At 67.8% G+C, this 16,981-nt stretch carries 11 protein-coding genes; 10 read left to right on the top strand and 1 reads right to left on the bottom strand.

The window, feature by feature from the left end; genetic code table 11:
- Window positions 1-61: 61 nt before the first annotated feature.
- Window positions 62-1,129: an RluA family pseudouridine synthase gene (locus Poly30_RS24895; RefSeq protein WP_145204065.1), complete on the top strand. Its 1,068-nt coding sequence runs from the start codon at window positions 62-64 to the stop codon at window positions 1,127-1,129.
- Window positions 1,130-1,139: 10 nt separating this feature from the next.
- On the top strand, window positions 1,140-1,724 hold the full coding sequence (locus Poly30_RS24890; RefSeq protein ID WP_419190638.1) for a protein tyrosine phosphatase family protein: 585 nt from the start codon (window positions 1,140-1,142) through the stop codon (window positions 1,722-1,724).
- Between the two features lie 30 nt (window positions 1,725-1,754).
- Here Poly30_RS24890 and Poly30_RS24885 read toward each other — a convergent pair whose 3' ends face one another.
- Window positions 1,755-4,025: an ATP-binding protein gene (locus Poly30_RS24885; protein WP_145204059.1), complete on the bottom strand. Its 2,271-nt coding sequence runs from the start codon at window positions 4,023-4,025 to the stop codon at window positions 1,755-1,757.
- Between the two features lie 167 nt (window positions 4,026-4,192).
- Between Poly30_RS24885 and Poly30_RS24880 the strand changes: the two genes are divergently transcribed.
- The 8 genes from Poly30_RS24880 (at window position 4,193) to Poly30_RS24845 (ending at window position 16,829) form a co-directional block, all read left to right on the top strand.
- Window positions 4,193-4,579, top strand: a complete 387-nt coding sequence (locus tag Poly30_RS24880; protein WP_419190637.1) for a cupin domain-containing protein — start codon at window positions 4,193-4,195, stop codon at window positions 4,577-4,579.
- A 41-nt stretch (window positions 4,580-4,620) separates the two neighbouring features.
- Window positions 4,621-7,449 (top strand): PSD1 and planctomycete cytochrome C domain-containing protein, encoded by a 2,829-nt coding sequence (locus Poly30_RS24875; RefSeq protein ID WP_145204054.1) that lies wholly within the window; start codon window positions 4,621-4,623, stop codon window positions 7,447-7,449.
- Window positions 7,446-8,873 (top strand): DUF1501 domain-containing protein, encoded by a 1,428-nt coding sequence (locus Poly30_RS24870; protein WP_145204051.1) that lies wholly within the window; start codon window positions 7,446-7,448, stop codon window positions 8,871-8,873. Before Poly30_RS24875 ends, Poly30_RS24870 begins: the two co-directional genes overlap by 4 nt.
- Window positions 8,874-8,953: 80 nt before the next feature.
- Complete coding sequence (locus Poly30_RS24865) at window positions 8,954-9,343, top strand: hypothetical protein (protein ID WP_145204047.1); 390 nt, start codon at window positions 8,954-8,956, stop codon at window positions 9,341-9,343.
- Between the two features lie 178 nt (window positions 9,344-9,521).
- Window positions 9,522-11,159, top strand: coding sequence for a SulP family inorganic anion transporter (locus Poly30_RS24860; RefSeq protein WP_145204044.1), 1,638 nt, complete (start codon window positions 9,522-9,524; stop codon window positions 11,157-11,159).
- The gene (locus Poly30_RS24855) at window positions 11,159-14,029 is read left to right on the top strand and encodes a DUF2309 domain-containing protein (protein WP_145204041.1); all 2,871 of its coding nucleotides are present in this window, start codon (window positions 11,159-11,161) and stop codon (window positions 14,027-14,029) included. The genes Poly30_RS24860 and Poly30_RS24855 overlap by 1 nt, the downstream gene beginning before the upstream one ends.
- Window positions 14,026-15,357 (top strand): proton-conducting transporter transmembrane domain-containing protein, encoded by a 1,332-nt coding sequence (locus Poly30_RS24850; protein WP_145204038.1) that lies wholly within the window; start codon window positions 14,026-14,028, stop codon window positions 15,355-15,357. Before Poly30_RS24855 ends, Poly30_RS24850 begins: the two co-directional genes overlap by 4 nt.
- On the top strand, window positions 15,354-16,829 hold the full coding sequence (locus Poly30_RS24845) for a spermidine synthase family protein (RefSeq protein WP_145204035.1): 1,476 nt from the start codon (window positions 15,354-15,356) through the stop codon (window positions 16,827-16,829). The genes Poly30_RS24850 and Poly30_RS24845 overlap by 4 nt, the downstream gene beginning before the upstream one ends.
- Window positions 16,830-16,981: the final 152 nt, after the last annotated feature.

Here is a 16,981-nt window from a genome sequence, read left to right as displayed (position 1 = left end):
CGTGGCTTCGCGCCGCGCGGTTTTTCTGTGGTCGCACCGAACGGCGGAGGCCGTTTCCAGCATGGGCATCTTCGAGAAGGACCGCGACCTGACGGAGGCGCCGACCGAGGTGCGGCTCGTCGTGGACGCCAGTGACTTCCGCGTTCCCATTCGCGGCTTCACGATGCGGCTGGACAGGTTCCTGAGCCACCACCTGAAGTGGCGATCGCGCTCGTCCGTGCAGACGCTCGTCAAGGACGGCTACGTCGAAATCGACGCCGCGCGCCCCGAGGCACCCGGGGGCACGGGCGTTCGCAAGGTCGAGAGGCGCAGCGGCGCGAAGCTCCAGCACGGCTCGAAGGTCTTCATCCGGATCCCCGACGAGTACCGGACGCTGCTGCTCGGCGAAACGCGCGACGAACTCACCGTTCTCTACGAGGACCACGACGTTCTCGTGGTCGACAAGCCGCCGCTCATCGCCGTGCATCCGAGCGGCCGGCACATGAGTGATACGCTGATTCAGCGCGTGCACCTGCGCTACCGCGACGCGATCGAGGCCGGTGAGTTGTTGCCGCGTTTGTGCCATCGACTGGACCGTGAAACGAGTGGGATCGTGCTGGTGAGCAAGCGGCCGGTCACGCACCCCGCGCTGACGATCCAGTTCGAGGATCGGCTCGTGGAGAAGGGGTACCTGGCGATCGTCGAAGGCATCCCTGATCCACCGTCGGGCACGATCGACGCGCCGATCCGGCTGTCGACGACGTCCCCGGTCGAGCTGGAGATGACGACGGCCGCCGACGGCCTGCCCTGCAAGACCGACTGGGAAACCGTCGCGGTTGCGGAGGGCCGCTCGCTTTTGCGGCTGCGCATCCACACGGGGCGCCAGCACCAGATCCGCGTCCACATGGCCGCGATCGGGACGCCCCTGGTCGGCGACAAGCTCTATGGACCCGATCGGGAGATCTTCCTGCGCGCGGCCGCCGGAGAGCTGACGGACCTCGACCGCGCGCAGCTCGTGATCGACCGCCACGCCCTGCACAGCAGTCGCCTCGTCTTCACGTCACCCACCAGCGGCGAGCGGGTGGAAGTCCTGAGCGGATTGCCCGACGATCTGTGCGAGGCCTTCCCCTCCTTCGCGGCCGCCCACTAACATGGTGCCCATGTCATTCCTCCCCACGCTCCAAGGCCGTCTGGCCTCCGCTTTCCTGGTCGCCACGTCCGTTCTTTGGATCGGCTGCGCGTCGGAGTCCGAGCGGACGCCTTCGATGGACGGCGCCCTCCCCGCTATCAATGCCAAGATGACCGAATCGATTCATGAACTGGGCGTCGCCAACGCGTCGATTCCCGCGGACGGCCTCCTCTGCGCAGGCCAGCTCACCCAGGAGCAGATGGATGCCCTGAGCCGCCTCGGCTTCGAGTCGTTCGTCAGTCTCCGGGTGGCGACCGAGAACGGAGCGGGCTGGGAGGAATCGCACGCGGCGGCAACCGGCGTGGAATTCCAGCGTCTTCCGGTTGCGGGCGCGGACGGCATCGACGAGGCCACGGCGCGCATGCTCGCGGGGATGATGGCGGACGCGAAGCGCCCGATGGTCGTCTACTGCGGAAGCAGCAATCGCGTGGGCGCGCTGCTCGCGCTCAAGGCCTTCCACGTGGACGGCATGCCGGCGGAGCAGGCCATCGAGTTCGGAAAGACGGCTGGCCTGAAGAGCCTCGAGCCCAAGGTCCGCGAGGAGCTGGATCAGTAGCCGACTGGGTGGCTCGACTGCGTGGCTCGGCTATGCGGCCTGATCGAGCGGGTTCGGCCTCGGCTGGACCCTACTCAGGACTTCGAACAGCTCGGGGATGTCGATCGGCTTCGGCACGAAGTCGTCCATGCCCGCCTCCAGGCAGCGGTTCTGATCTACCTGTCCGGCGTTCGCCGTCATGGCGATGATGGGGGTACGCGCGCCTCCGCCGCGGTGGGCTTCGCGCTCCCGGATCGCCTGGGTGGCGGCCAATCCATCCATCACGGGCATCTGCATGTCCATGAGGATCACGTCGAAGGTTTCTGCGGCATGAGTGTCGACGGCCACCTGCCCGTCGCCAGCCACCGTGACCTTGTGGCCCCACTTCAGAAGAAGCTGCTTCGCTACCTTCTGGTTGATGATGTTGTCTTCGACGAGGAGCACCTTGAGCGGCGCTGGCGAGCGCCAGTCGAGCGCAACCTCGCTCCGAGCCCTCGGGGGAGCGCCAGATCCAGTCTCGTCGAGTGAGCGCAGGGCTCGCCGGAGTTCGGGTCCTACCACCGGAGCGAGGGTGAGCTTGGCCTGGCGAAGAGCCGCTGACTTCCAGCCGTCTTCGGGCCGCGCCTGGCTGACGACGATCCAGTGATCGCCGGAGAGGGCGCTCGCGGCGGCCTCGACCTCCAGTTGCTCCTTGAAGCCGTGGGGCGGCAACAGGACGATGACCGCAGGCTCGCGGCGTTTCCCGGTCGATGTACCGAGCGCACGCTCCAGAGCCGAAGCGCTGGCGTGGCCTTCGACCGTGCGGCCAAGCTGCTCGACGTGGCGTGTCACGGAATCCCTGACGACCGTGGAATAGCAGAGAACGTGGACGACGCCGGATACGTCGGCCTGTTCTCTGGAGGTGCGCTTGGAAGCGGTGGGCATGGGCTTCGACGAGGCCCGGAGTGGAATCGACATCCTGAAGGTCGTCCCTTCCCCAAGAGCGCTTTCCACGTCGAGCTTCCCGCCCATGGCCTCGCAAAGCTGGCGCGCGATGGGAAGTCCCAGGCCGGTGCCCCCGAAGCGGCGAGCAGTCGTTTCCTCTGCCTGCGCGAAGACGTCGAAGACCTTGAGCAGGTTCTGCGCCGCGATTCCTATGCCGGTGTCCTCGATGAGGAAGAGGACATCGTTCGGACCGTCGCCGCGCTGAACGACGATCCGAATGTGCCCGGTGGCCGTGAACTTGACCGCGTTGCCCACCAGGTTGATGAGGATCTGGCGCAGCCTCGCGCCGTCGCCTGCCACGAACTCCGGAATGGACGGATCGATGTCGCAAGCGATATCCAATCCCTTGGCGAAGGCGGCGGGGGCAGTGGCGCTCAGTGCGCCGCGGATCGACTCTCGCAGCTGGAATGGCGCGGTCTCGACGTTGAAGCCGCCCGCTTCGAGTCGGGACAAATCGAGGATATCGTTGACGATCGTGAGCAGTGAATGCGCAGAGTCACGAACCGCTCCCACGTACTCGGCGGGTTCCTCGGCCAGACCGGTCGACAGCGCCAGCTCCGACATGCCGATGATCCCGTTCATCGGAGTGCGGAGCTCGTGGCTCATGTTGGCCAGGAACTGTCCCTTGGCCTCGGCGGCGGCCGATGCCTTCTTGCTGGCGACTTCGAGGCGTTCGCTGGTGGACTGTAGCTCGTTCACGAGCTGGCGTGCGATCGAGACGGTGGTTCTCGAGCGCCCGTAGACGCGGGTGACTTCGCGGGAAACCATCACGAAGTAGAAGCCTGGCGCCAGGCAGGCTACGACCTGGAGGAGGAGGCCCGAGATCGGAACGGGCGCCCCGTAGACGAGGCCATAGGTGACCACGCCACCCACGTGCGTGAGCGTGGCGCACGCGAGGAGCTGGGTGCTCGCCTTGGGGCCGCGAAAGATCTGATCGACGATCCGAACGTAGGGAAAGAAGAAGTACGGGCTCGCCAGTCCGTCCGTCATGAAGATCAGGAGACCCGCGATGCCGAAGTCCGTCAGCAGGAACAGCTGCGGGATCCTCTCACTCCTGTCCGGGTTGTAGAACTTCACCGTCCCGAGCCAAGCGATCGCGAGGTACAGGGTCACGAATCCGGTGAACCAGGCGATGCCCTCGTCCCAGATTTGTCCCGTCTTCACGAAGTGATCCGCCATCGCCAGTACGACGGTGCTGCCAATCCCGATCACCCGCAGGTACGCATACGTGCGGGTAAAGAGGCGCCTCTTCCTTCGGTAGCGGAGCGTACGCGCCTCCTCTTCGCTCATCGTGAGATGGTCGAGGTCGGCGGCGGGAATGCTGGAATGGAACGGCATGGCGCGGGACAGGGTTGTTCGACCATCTGACGCTGCGTTCCTTACGAGGGACCTCGGGGAAACCCTTGTGAGGCTGTCATTGCTCCGGGTTGGGGCATGGGCGCACCCGGTGCGAATACGACGTAGGGCGAACCTCGTGTAAGCTCCGTTTCACCATGAGCCATTTCGTGCCAGAAAGTATTTCCCTGTCCGCCAAGCTGGACCTCGTTCAGTCCCTTTGGACACCCCATCGCATCGCCCGATTCGATGGGCACCAGATGCTGCTCGCGCGTCTGCGAGGAGACTTCGTCTGGCATCAGCACGATGGGCACGACGAGGTCTTCCTGCCGCTGTCCGGCTCGCTGATCGTGGAGTTCGAAGGCGCGGAAGGCGACACCGTGACGGAAGTGCGAGTCGGTCCGGGCGAGGTCCTGGTCGTTCCCGCGGGGACGCGCCATCGCCCGCGGACGGCGGATGGGAGCGAGGTGACGGTCATGCTGATCGACCCACTCGACGTCCAGCACACCGGCGGAGTCCGCGACGAGTTGACGGTCGACGAGTTCCCTGAGATTTGATGTCATCGCCAGGCTGCGGCGGAGTCTGGTAGATTGGCCGTATGCTGGTTGCCTGTTTCGTGCTCCCCTTGGCGGGTGCCGTCGCGTTCGGTGCTGCGTCGAGCGTGACCGCGCGCTTCGGGGCCGGTTCGGACGAGGTGCCGAGCTGGACCGAGGACGTACGGCCGATCCTGAGCGAGCACTGCTTCGCTTGCCACGGTCCCGATCCGGAAGCGCGCGCGTCCGGGCTGCGCCTGGATACCCTCGATGGCATGGTCGCTGGTTCCGTCCTGGATCTGGCGGCACCCGAAGAGAGCGAACTCATCTATCGCGTCGTGACGGACGTAGATTTCGATCATATGCCGCCACCCGAGGCCGGTCGCGCTCTTCTCCCGGAGGAGGTCGACGTGCTGCGTCGCTGGATGGAGAGCGGGGCGGAGTGGGAGCCACACTGGGCCTACGCGCCCTTCGCGGAAGAGGGCGAGACGGAGGACGAGAATGGGGCCGCCGCCTGCATCGACGACTTCGTGGAGGCAGCGCTCGCCAGGGTTGACCTCGCGCTGAGCTCGCCAGCGCCTCCCCGCGACCTCCTTCGCCGCGTCTACTTCGACGTGATTGGCCTCCCGCCTTCCGCGGATGTGATCGCAGCCTTCGAAGCGGATCCATCGGAAGAGGCCTACGCAGCGCACGTGGACCGACTGCTGGCGTCCACGGAGTTCGGCGAACACTGGGCGCGCCACTGGCTCGACATCGCGCGCTACGCGGACAGTCATGGCTACACCATCGACGGTGGACGTTCGATCTGGCCCTGGCGCGACTGGGTCGTCGAGGCGATCGCAGGCGATCTTCCGTTCGACCAGTTCACCATCCAGCAGCTCGCCGGCGACCTGCTCCCTGACGCGACGCGTGACTCGATCATCGCGACGGGCTTCCACCGCAACACCCAGGTGAACCAGGAAGGCGGCGCGAAGGACGAGGAGAACCGGATCAACGCCGTGATCGATCGCGTCGCGACGACGGGCTCGGTCTGGCTCGGTTCGTCGGTGGCCTGCGCCCAGTGCCACACGCACAAGTTCGATCCGATCACGCACACCGAGTACTACCAGCTCTTCGCGTTCTTCAACTCGACCGAGGACGGAGGCGTCTCGTCCGAGCCTTCGCTGCTCGTGCCGCAGTCGGACGGCGATACGGAGCGCGCCGCCCGGTGGGAGGGGCAGCTCGCCGCCGCGGAGGACGCCTACGCCCGCGAGTGGAACGCAGCCTCCGAGGGCTGGACCCTCTGGCAGCCCGAGCGCGCCACCGGATCGAACGGCCCGGAGCTGCGACCCGAGATCAGCGGCGCGTACCGCGTCCTCGGACAAAGCCCGGTCTTCAGCACGTACGTCCTCGAAGGACCCGCCCCCGGCGCTGACCGTGTGGCGAGCGTCAGGCTCGAAGTCCTCGCCGACGGCGGGCCCGGCCGCTACGGCCGGAACTTCGTGCTCCAGGACGTTCGCGTCGCTTCGCGCAAAGTGGGCGAGACCGAGTGGGAGGCCCATGGGCTGGCGTCCGCTCGATCCGACTTCGACCAGGACACGAGTGCGACCGGAGGGAACCACTACCCGGCCGCATCGATCGCGTCGGGGGAGGGGCCGGGCTGGGCGGTGAGCCCGCAGCTCTCGCAGCCGCACGTGATCGAACTCGTCCTCGATCGAGCGATCGATATGAAGGACCGGGAACTCCGCCTCGAGCTGGTGCAGGAGTTCGGTGACCAGCACACGATCGGTGCGTTCCGCCTGGGCCTGGCCGCCGAGGCGTCCGAGCGACCGCCCGTGACGAAGGAGTGGATCGACGCCTGGACGGCGCTCAAGAAGGTGCGCGACGAGCGCCCGCGCATGCCGAGCACGCTCGTCATGCGGGAGCGATCGGTACCGCGGGTCACGCGCCGCTTCGAGCGCGGTTCGTTCCTCGATCAGCGCGAGGAGGTGAGCCCCGGCGTCCCCGACGCGTTCGATCACTTCAGCGACGGCGCGCCGATGTCCACGCGGCTGGACCTCGCGCGCTGGCTCGTGCATCCTGCGAACGCGCTGGTGCACCGGGTGACCGTGAATCGCTGGTGGCAGCAGCTCTTCGGGACGGGGCTCGTCCCGACCGAGAACGACTTCGGGCTGCGCGGCGTTCGCCCGACCCACCCAGAGCTTCTGGAGTGGCTGGCGCGCGACTTCGTGGAGCACGGGATGTCGCGCAGGCACACCCTCCGGACGATGCTCCTGTCGCGCACTTACCGGCAGTCGCCCGATCCCGAAGAGACGCGGCGCGAGGTCGACCCGAAAGGGACGCAGCTCTCCTGGCGCGCGCCCCGCCGCCTGTCCGGTGAGGTGCTGCGCGACAGCATGCTCAAGGCCAGCGGGCTGCTCGATGCCACCGTCGGAGGCGGCCCGGTCCAGCCGCCCCAGCCGCCGGGCGTCTTCGCCTTCACCCAGTCGAGGAAGAAGTGGGAGCCGTCCGAAGGCAGCGCGCGCTTCCGTCGATCGCTGTACACGCGGATCTGGCGCTCGTCGCCGTTCCCGTTCTTCACCACGCTGGACGCACCGTCCCCTGGCTTCAGCTGCACCCGACGCACCTCCTCGCGGAGCCCTCTCCAGGCGCTGGCTCTCGCCAACGATCCGCTGGTGATCGAGCTCGCGAAGGGGATGGGGGATCGGCTTCTGGCGGAGCTGCCGGAGTCGGCCTGGGTCGAGCGCGCTGGCGCCGCCTATCGGCTCGCGCTCGGTCGACCCGCGACCGCTGGCGAGGCCGAACTCCTCGCCGCCCACGCGCGTCGGATCGCGGACCAGCGCGGCGACGCGGCTGCCGCCGCCGCTCTCTCGCGCGTCGTCTTCAACCTCTACGAGTTCACGCACCGGCCATGATCGATCGACCGACCACGAGGCGCGAGATGCTGCGCCAGGTCCTGCGGACCTCGGCGGGGGGCCTGGGCGCCCTCGCCCTCGGCGACGCGCTGATGCGCGACGGCCTCGCCCAGTCGTCCCTGCCGTTCCTGACCCACGCACCGAAGGCCAAGCGCGTTATCTGGCTCTTCATGGCCGGTGCGCCCAGCCAGTTCGAGCTGTTCGAGCCAAAAGAAACGCTTCAGAAGCTCAACGGACAGACGCTCCCGCCGAGCCTGGCGGCGGGCAAGCGCTTCGCCTTCATCGATGGCGCGCGGGCGAAGCTGCTCGGCAGTGCCCGAAAGTTCGCGCAGCACGGGGAGTGCGGAGCGCCGGTCTCGGAGCTGCTTCCGAACATCGCGGGGATCGTCGACAAGCTGACGTTCCTGCGCGGAGTCCAGGCGAAGGAGATCAACCACGGACCCGCCAAGCTGTTCATGAACACCGGGTTCGGTCAGTTCGGGCGCCCTAGCTGCGGGTCCTGGACGCTCTACGGGCTGGGTTCCGAGGCGGAGGACCTGCCTGGCTTCGTCGTGCTGCAGTCGGGGTCGCGCGGGCCGCGCGGCGGGAGCGCGCTCTGGGGCAACGGGTTCCTGCCGTCCGGCGTGGCCGGGACGCCGTTCCGGGGTCAGGGCGATCCGGTGCTGGACCTCGGCAACCCGCCGGGCGTCGACGCGGAGGAGCAGGCGGACTTCTTCCGGACGGTGGCGGCGCTCGATCGGGCCAGTGGCGATGCCGCGGGCAGGCGAATGGAGCCCGAAGGGCTCTCCGCGCGCATCGCGTCCTACGAGCTGGCCCATCGCATGCAGTCGAGCACGCCCGATCTCGTCGACCTGGCCCAGGAGCCCGAGTCGGTGCGCAAGCTCTACGGGGTCGAAGGCGACGCGCCCTCGTTCGCGCGCAACTGCCTCCTGGCGCGGCGGCTGGTCGAGCGTGGCTCGCGCTTCGTCCAGCTCTACCACGCGGACTGGGATCATCACGGGGACGGGAACAACCACCTGGGCAAGCCGCTGGAGGACCGCTGCCGCGAGGTCGATCAGGCGAGCGCAGCGCTCGTGCTCGATCTGGAGCAGCGCGGCCTCCTGGAGGACACGCTCGTGATCTGGGGCGGTGAGTTCGGTCGGACGCCCCTGGGGGAAGTCCGGAACTTCATCGGCCGCGACCATCACATCGGCGCGTTCACCCTGTGGATGGCGGGCGGCGGGCTGAAGCCCGGGTACTCCCACGGAGAGACGGACGAGATCGGATTCGCGCCGGTGTCGGGCGCCATGGATATCCACGACCTCCACGCGACGATCCTCCATCTGCTGGGGATCGATCACGAGCGCCTGACCTTCAGATCCCAGGGGCGCGACTACCGGCTGACCGACGTGCATGGCCGCGTTCAGACGGACTTGATTGCCTGAAGATTACCAGCCCCGTATTTTCCGGTAAGTTCCGATAACTCTGACCGCGAAGGGACGACGAGAGTAGAACGTTCTACCCCATGCCTGCCTCCCTTCCCCACGCCGCCCGCCCGGTGAGACTTCGGATGCTCTTCATCCGCTGCGCTCTCGCCTTGATGGTGTGCCTGGGCGCGATGACGGCCTCAACGGCCGCGCCGCAGGCGACGGGCATCGGATCGGAGATTGCTGCCGTGGCCTTGGATGACGGCTCGCTGGACGCTCCAAGTCATCCGGCGACGCCGCTCGAAGGGCGCGACGCCTCCAGCGAGGAAGAAGAGGAACGTGACGATGACGTCGCGTCTGGCGATGTGGAAGTCGCCGGTGGTGAGTCACTGCAGCCCGCGGTTCGCCGGGCTCTGGAGGACTGCGAGGGGATCGCGCCGAGCGCGGTCCGGTGTTGCCTCGACGCACGGGGCCCACCCGCACGCTGACTCAGCTTCCGGTCCCTACTGCGCCACTCCTGCGCGCGAGACTAGTTCGATGAGCTGCTTCTTTGTGCTCCTTTCCCTCATCTGACCGTCCACTGGCGGTACGTGCATCGGTTTTGCCGAGTGCCTCACCGGGAAGGGACGAGCGTGATCCTCCTTTCCGCCCCCAAGGGGCCATTCCATGTCCGATTCGAACCACGACGCTGACTCCAGTGTCTCCCCGCCGAGCGCTTCCGGCGCGAGCGCCCTCTGGCCCGGCGCTTTCAGCAAGGCTGATCTGCGCTCCGGCTTCCTCGTCTTCCTCATCGCGCTTCCGCTCTGTCTCGGGATCGCGATGGCGAGCAGCTTCCCGCCCGTCGCGGGGATCCTGACCGCCATCGTGGGCGGCGTTCTGGCGACGTTCCTGGGGAGCGCGCCCCTGACGATCAAGGGCCCCGCCGCCGGCCTGATCGTGATCGCGCTCGGCGCCGTCCAGGAACTCGGTGGCGGCGATGTCGTCCTCGGCTACAAGCGCGCCCTCGCCGTCGGCGTGGTCGCGGCCGTGATCCAGATTCTGCTCTCCTTCGTTCGTGCGGCGACCGTGGGCATCGCGATGTCGCCGTCCGTCGTTCACGGGATGCTGGCCGCCATCGGCGTCATCATCATCTCGAAGCAGACGCACACCGTGCTCGGCGTGACGCCCGAGGGGAAGGAGCCGCTGCACCTCCTCGCCGAGATCCCGCACAGCATCGCGAACGCGAACCCGGAGATCCTGGCCCTCGGGGGCGTCGCGCTCGCCATTCTCTTCCTCTGGCCGCTCCTCAAGTTCAAGTGGGCCAAGCTCGTCCCCGCGCCGCTGATCGTTCTCGCGCTCACCGTGCCGCTTGCGCTCATCTTCGACCTGGAGCATCAGCACAACTACACCCTGCTGGCGCACTCCTACCACGTCGGTCCGGAGTACCTCGTCACCCTGCCCGGTTCACTCATCGAGGCCATCGCGTTCCCCGACTTCTCGGCGGTCTTCAGCGGAGCCTCCATCAAGTACATCGCGATGTTCGCGCTGGTGGGCTCGATCGAGTCGACGCTCAGCGTGATCGCCGTGGACGCGATGGACCCGAAGGCCAAGCCCTCGAACCTGAACCGCGACCTCTTCGCGTCGGGCGTCGGCAACCTGGTTTCGGCGATGATCGGAGGCCTTCCGATGATCTCCGAGATCGTGCGAAGTAAGGCCAACGTCGACGCGGGCGCGCGCTCTGGCTGGGCCAACTTCAGCCACGGCATGTTCCTTCTCGCGTTCGTCGCGCTCGCGCCGGGTCTGCTCCACATGATCCCGCTGGCGGCCCTCGGTGCCATGCTGGTCTACACCGGCGCGCGTCTGGCGTCGCCTGCTGAGTTCCGCCATGCGCGTGACATCGGCAACGACCAGCTCCTGCTCTTCGGTACGACGCTCGTCGTGACGCTGGCGACCGACCTTCTGATCGGCGTCGCCGCCGGTATTGCCCTCAAGGTGATCCTGCACCTGGCTCGCGGCGCTTCGTTCAGCTCGCTGTTCAAGACGACCTGCGAGGAGACGCGCGAGGGCGATGAGCTGAAGCTGACGATGCACGGAACCGCCGCGTTCACGAACCTTCTCGCGGTCCGGAAGCGTCTCGCCACACTCGACTCCGAGATCCATCGCGTGATCCTCGATCTCTCCGACGTGAAGCTCGTGGACCACACGTTCCTGTCGCGCGTGGAGACGATGGCCGATGAATGGCCTGACGCGTCGCTTCAGATCGTCGGCGTCGACGGCTTCAAGGCCTCCTCCGAGCACCCGCATGCGGTCAGGCGGAAAGCGTAATGAACGTGGCCCTCACGACGGCTCTGAAGGCGGCGACGAAGATCCTGCCCACCCAGAACCCGCTCACGAACTTCATCCACCACAACCCGCTGCACTCCTTCGAGGGCCTGGACTTCCGGGTCGGCGTCGAGAGTGCCGCGCGGCTGACGGGGGCTCGTGCCTGGTGCACGGCGGCGTTCTACCGGGACGCGTACCGGGTTGGTCGAATCCTCGATCGGGACGTCGATGACGTGATCCGTCGGGAGGTCGAGCCGCAGCCGCTGCGGATGCCGGGGCTCACGATGTGTCGTCGGGAGGTGCTGCGGCTTCTCATGCTCGCCCCCGAGACGGGTGTTCACGAGCCGGAAGCGAGCGCGTGGATCCTGCGGGAGCAGCTGTACGAGAAAGAGCTGCCCGTCGGCCTCGACCGTCAGTCGGAGGAGCGCCTGCGGCTCGCGGGTCGCCCGGTCCACGTGCTGAAGGCGCTCTGGTCGGCCTGCACCGCGGTCGCGAGTCACGATGCGGACGAGACGCCGGTGAGCAAGCGGCTGGCGGTGCCAGTGCTGGCGAGCCTCGACATGGACCTCGACGGTGCGGTCGAGCCGACGCTCGTGCGCTGGGCGCTGGCGTACCTCGACGTGGGGCAGGCCGTCTGGTCCATGCCCGATCGCGAGAACGGGTTCTTCGCCTGCACGCTGGGGCTCCTGGACACGTGGGGAACGAGGCTACGGCCCGGCGGGGTGTGGCTGCGCGAGGAAGCGCGTCGCCTTCGGGAGGAGAAGGTCGATGGGGCGGCCAGCGTCGTCGAGTCGCTGGAGGACATCGGCGTCGATCGTTCGGACGTCGAGGCATTCGTCGTCGATACGCTCCTTCGCATGCCCGGGTTCGGCGGCATGTTCGAGCGCCTCGACAAGCGCAAGGACCTCGCGCCCACCGATTCGGTTCCGCCGGCGAAGCTCATCGACTTCCTCGCCGTCAGGCTTCTGCTGGAGCGTGCGGCTGTGCGCGGCGCCCTGGAGAAGCTGTCGACCGAGGTCGGCTCGAAGCCGCTCTTGAAGGTGCTTCAGCAGTTCGAGACGACTCGCGCCGACTCCCACGCCAGCTTCCGCCGGATCGCACCGTTCTTCCACGTGGCGCTGAGCCTCGGGATCACGGCGGATGCCATCGAGCACGCGAGCACCGCGGAGCTGGCTCAGCTGCACGCCGTCAGCCGGGAAGCGAGCGGCAACACGACCCGCTGGCTCTGGCAGCTCGCCTACGAGCGCCGTTATCGGATGGAGCTGCTGGACGGGCTCACGCTTCACCATGCGCACACGGTGCCGGCGAAGGATCCGCACACGCAGCTCATCATGTGCATCGATGACCGCGAGGAGTCGTTCCGCCGGCATCTCGAGGAGGTCGATCCTGGCTACGAAACCTTCGGCTACGCGGGTTTCTACAACGTGGCGATCCGCTTCCAGGGCCTCGGTGAAACCAGCACCCGCGCCCTCTGCCCGGGCGCGATGAAGCCGACCCATGCGATGCGGGAGCTGCCGGTTTCCCGCGGCGAGACTTCGGCGTCCAGCGCGGGTTCCCCGTTCGCTCCGCAGGGAGCCGACTCCGGCCTCGTTCGCTCCGCCCTCGAGAACATGGTCGGCTGGGTGGCGCTCGCTCCGATGGCGTATCGACTGCTCTTCCCCGAGTGGAGCGGAAAGAACCGGCGCGGCCGCCGCAAGCCACCGACGAAGCTGACGCTCCTCAGGACGGACGATGGCGAGACCGCCTTCGGCCTGCCGCTCGGCTACACCGAGGAAGAGATGGCCAAGCTCGTGGGCGAGGCGCTGACGAGCATGGGGTTCGACCACGACTTCGCGCCGCTGGTGGTGGCCTGCGGCCACGGAAGCCACAACGTCAACAACCCGCACGCGGCGGGCTACAACTGTGGTGCGTGCGCCGGCGGCAACGGCGGACCCAACGCGCGTGCGTTCGCGGCCATGTGCAACCGGCCGGGCGTTCGGAAGCTCCTTGCGGCCCAGGGCATCCACATTCCCGAGTCGACGCACTTCCTCGGGGCCGTGCACGAGACGGCCGGCGATATCGTCGAGCTCTTCGACGTCGACGAGGTCCCCGAGACCCATCGCAAGCAGCTCGACAGGCTGCGCGCGGACCTTCTGGAGACGTCCCGGCGCGACGCCCACGAGCGCTGCCGGAAGTTCATGTCCGCGCCGCTCGATATCACCGAGGCCGATTCGCTCGATCACGTGATCGGACGGACCGAGGACCTCGCGCAGGCACGGCCGGAGTACAACCACGTGACGAACTCCTCCTGCATCGTCGGAAGGCGAACGGCGACCCGCGGGCTGTTCCTGGATCGCCGCGCGTTCCTCGTGTCCTACGATCCGACCTCGGATCCGAAGAGCGAGAAGCTGAGCGCGCTGCTCGCCAGCGTCGGCCCCGTCGGCGCCGGCATCAACCTCGAGTACTTCTTCTCCTTCGTGGACAACGACGTCTATGGCGCGGGCACGAAGCTTCCCCAGAACGTCGTGGGGCTCCTTTCCGTGATGAACGGCTCCGCGAGCGATCTGCGCACCGGGCTCGTCGAGCAGATGATCGAGATCCATGAGCCGATGCGGCTGCTCCTCATCATCGAGGCGACGCCGGAGACGGCGCAGGCGGCGGTCGCGCCGCACCCCGGGCTGGTGGACCTCGTCGAGAACCGCTGGGTGCTCGTGGCGACGCTCGATCCGGACGACGGAACGATCCACTTCCTGCACCCGACCGGCTTCGAGAAGCACGAGGTGGAATCAGCGGATCTGCCCGCGTTCCAGCGCTCCCGCGACATCATCCAGAACCGGCGAAGCTGCGTGCGTCCGGCGCGCGTCACGACCCTGACCCGTGAGGTGGCCCCGTGACGGACCTCGTCGAATTCCTCGCGCTGCTCATCCTGGGCGCGCCGATCTTTGCCCTCGTGCTGCTCACGATCTCGCGCTTCGCGAGCGATGAGCTGCCCGAGGCGAGGATCACCCAGCTGACCTCCTCGATCTTCGCGGTGGGCCTCGTGGGCGCGCTCGCGCTCGCGGCTGCCTTCGTGACGTTCCACGTGCCCCGGGTGGTGGTGAACATCGGAACGCTGCTGTCGTTCCGGAGCTACCACTTCGACCTGGCGCTGGAACTCACGCCGACGACGCTGGTGCTGCTCGTGCTGACGTTCCTCCTGAGCGCGCTCGTGGGATCCTACTCCGCGCGCTACCTGCACCGGGACCCGGGCTTCTTCCGGTTCTACATCCTCTTGGTGCTCTTCGCGCTCGGGATGGAGCTGATCGTGACGGCCCACAGCCTCACGCTGCTCTTCGCGGGCTGGGAGTTCGTGGGCATCACCTCGGCGATCCTGATCGCGTTCTACAACGAGCGCGTCGGGCCCTCGCGCCACGGCCTGCGGGCCTACGCCACCTATCGGGCCACCGACGTCGGGCTGTTCCTGGCGGTGGCGATCCTGGAGCACACGGCGCACTCGGCGGAGTTCATGCGGCTCGGGGAGATCTCGCTGCCGCCCGCGACGCTGACGCTCGTGGCGCTGCTCATCGTCTTTGGAGCGATGGGTAAGGGAGCGATCCTGCCGTTCACCGGCTGGCTCCCGAAGGCGATGGAGGGGCCGACACCTTCGAGCGCGATCTTCTACGGCGCACTCTCGGTCCACGCTTCCCCGTACCTGCTGCTGCGCGCGATGCCGCTTCTGGAGCGGGTTCCCGCGGCGCGGGTGATGATCGTGGTGCTCGGGGGACTCACCGCTGTCTACGCCGCCTTCGTGGGGCGGACGCGCGCGGACATCAAGACCGCGCTCGCCTACGGCTCTGCGTCCCAGGTCGGCCTGATCTGGGTCGAAGTGGGCCTCGGCTTCACGAACCTCGCCCTCGTCCACATCGTGGGCCACGGCATCCTGAGGACCTGGCAGCTCCTGCGGTCGCCGTCGATCCTCCAGGACCTCACGACCAAGCCAAGGCGCCCGGGCTTTCAGCTGTTCCAGCTTTCGCCCTGGGTCTATCGCCAGAGCGTGGTCGAGTGGCATCTCGACGACCTCGGCAAGCAGCTCTTCTTCCGTCCGGTCGGGAGCGTGCTTCGCTTCGTCGACGGTCTCGATGCGAGGATGCGGGCGGCGCTCGGCGCCGGGGATCAGCACGACCGCATCCAGCGCGTGCCCGCCGAGGGCGCAGCGAAGAAGGCCGAGGAGGCCCAGCCATGAACTCCATCACACCTGCACTCGTGACGCTGTTCCTGATGGGGCTCGGCTCCGTCCTGAGCCGGCATGCGTCCCGCGGCGAATCGCGCTCGGTGGGGGCGGCCCTCGGCGGGCTCGCGCTCGTCGCCGCGATCGCCAGCGCGTTCGTCGACCTCCAGGGCAGCACCAACTCCGCCTTCGGCGGGCTGCTGCTCCTCGACAGCGCCACGGATTCGATGCTGCCGACGCTGGCGGCGATGGGGCTCGGGCTCGTGCTCGGGATGCCGATCAACGAGTCGGGGCATCGGACGGTGTCGCAGTCCCTCGGTCTGCCGGCGCTGGCGCTCGTCTCCTTGCTCGTCAACCAGCTCGGCACCATCGTGCTCCTGGACATCCTGATCGCCGTGGTGGCGATCCGCGCCACGACGCCCCGCGCGCGCCTCGTCCAGGGGCTCGTTCGGTTCATTGGCATCGGATTCGTGGTGGCCGGGCTCCTTCGCTTGCCGTTCGACCAGTGGTTCGGGCCGCTCGGCGAAGCGGCGGCGGGCATCGACGGTGTGGCCGCGATGCTGATGGTGATCGGGGTGGCGCTGCAGATCGGCGTCGGTCCCGGGTCCCTCGCCCTGAGGGCGGCGTTCTGCGACGGCCTCACGGGCCGCGGGATCCTGTCCGCGCTGCCCTTCGGCGGGATGGCGCTACTCCTTCGCGTGGTGGGCGGCGCCTTCAGCCGCTCCGCTTCGCACGGGGAGACCCACGTCGCCCTGCTGGCGCTCTTCGTCTGCGCGCTCTTGACGGCCTCGATGGTCCTGATCCAGAAGTCGGCGTCCCATGCGCTGGCGCTTCTGATCGCGACGGTGAACGCCGTGGCGATGGCGGGCCTGATCGGATCGGACCTCGGCGCCTCCGTGGGCGGCGAACTCCTGTGGGCCGCGACGCTCCTGGCGGGCACCGGCCTCGCCCTGGCCCTGCTCGCGCTGCACGCGAGGCACGGCCGTCTGCCGATCGTGCGCTTCGCGGGCTTCTATCGGGACAGTCGCCAGCTCGGCGCCCTCGTCCTGTTCTTCGCGGTGGCCCTCGGCGGTCTTCCCGGCACCCTGACGTTCGCGGCCGTGGACCTCGTGCTCCACGGGGACGTCTCGGGTCACCTCGACACGCTGGTGATCGGCGCGATCGCCGTGGCCGTGACGGGCTACGCATCCGTCCAGCTGGCCTTCAAGCTCCTCTTCGGCCCGCCCGCCTACGACGGTCGAGTGGACGGCATGCCGCTTCTGGGCCGAGAGCGCTGGGCCCTGCTGCCGATGGCGATCCTCCTGCTCGTAGCGGGCCTCTTCCCCTCCCTCATCCCCGTGGTGCGACAGGCGCCATGGGATGCGAACGAGGTCCATGAGCATTCCACGGAACACGCTTCGATGCCGAAGAGGGCCGAACGGCTCGTGGTGGACCTAAAACTCGAAATGGACCACGGGGCTGAGGATCTCGAAGTCGGCGAGCGTTGATGGAGGCGGCCCCGAGGGGAAATAAAGGTCCCGGGGCGCTGTCGGTCGTAACCTCTGAGTGAGCGATGGCTAGTAGGACGATGGCGCATCCCGCGCCGGTGATCACGGGCCCGATGCAGGGCCATCGCTGGCCTCGCCTCCTGGCTCGCCTT

The organism is Saltatorellus ferox (assembly GCA_007751475.1).
GTDB lineage: Bacteria > Planctomycetota > UBA1135 > UBA1135.
Note: the sequence above shows the minus strand (reverse complement) of the source record. Positions and strands in the feature narration are given on the sequence as shown.

Excerpts from the sequence above, each read along its gene's own strand:
- Poly30_RS24895 (WP_145204065.1), top strand. The coding sequence starts at position 62 with ATGGGCATCTTCGAGAAGGACCGCGACCTGACGGAGGCGCCGACCGAG.
- Poly30_RS24890 (WP_419190638.1), top strand. The coding sequence starts at position 1,140 with ATGTCATTCCTCCCCACGCTCCAAGGCCGTCTGGCCTCCGCTTTCCTG.
- Poly30_RS24885 (WP_145204059.1), bottom strand. The coding sequence starts at position 4,025 with ATGCCGTTCCATTCCAGCATTCCCGCCGCCGACCTCGACCATCTCACG.
- Poly30_RS24875 (WP_145204054.1), top strand. The coding sequence starts at position 4,621 with ATGCTGGTTGCCTGTTTCGTGCTCCCCTTGGCGGGTGCCGTCGCGTTC.
- Poly30_RS24870 (WP_145204051.1), top strand. The coding sequence starts at position 7,446 with ATGATCGATCGACCGACCACGAGGCGCGAGATGCTGCGCCAGGTCCTG.
- Poly30_RS24865 (WP_145204047.1), top strand. The coding sequence starts at position 8,954 with ATGCCTGCCTCCCTTCCCCACGCCGCCCGCCCGGTGAGACTTCGGATG.
- Poly30_RS24860 (WP_145204044.1), top strand. The coding sequence starts at position 9,522 with ATGTCCGATTCGAACCACGACGCTGACTCCAGTGTCTCCCCGCCGAGC.
- Poly30_RS24855 (WP_145204041.1), top strand. The coding sequence starts at position 11,159 with ATGAACGTGGCCCTCACGACGGCTCTGAAGGCGGCGACGAAGATCCTG.
- Poly30_RS24845 (WP_145204035.1), top strand. The coding sequence starts at position 15,354 with ATGAACTCCATCACACCTGCACTCGTGACGCTGTTCCTGATGGGGCTC.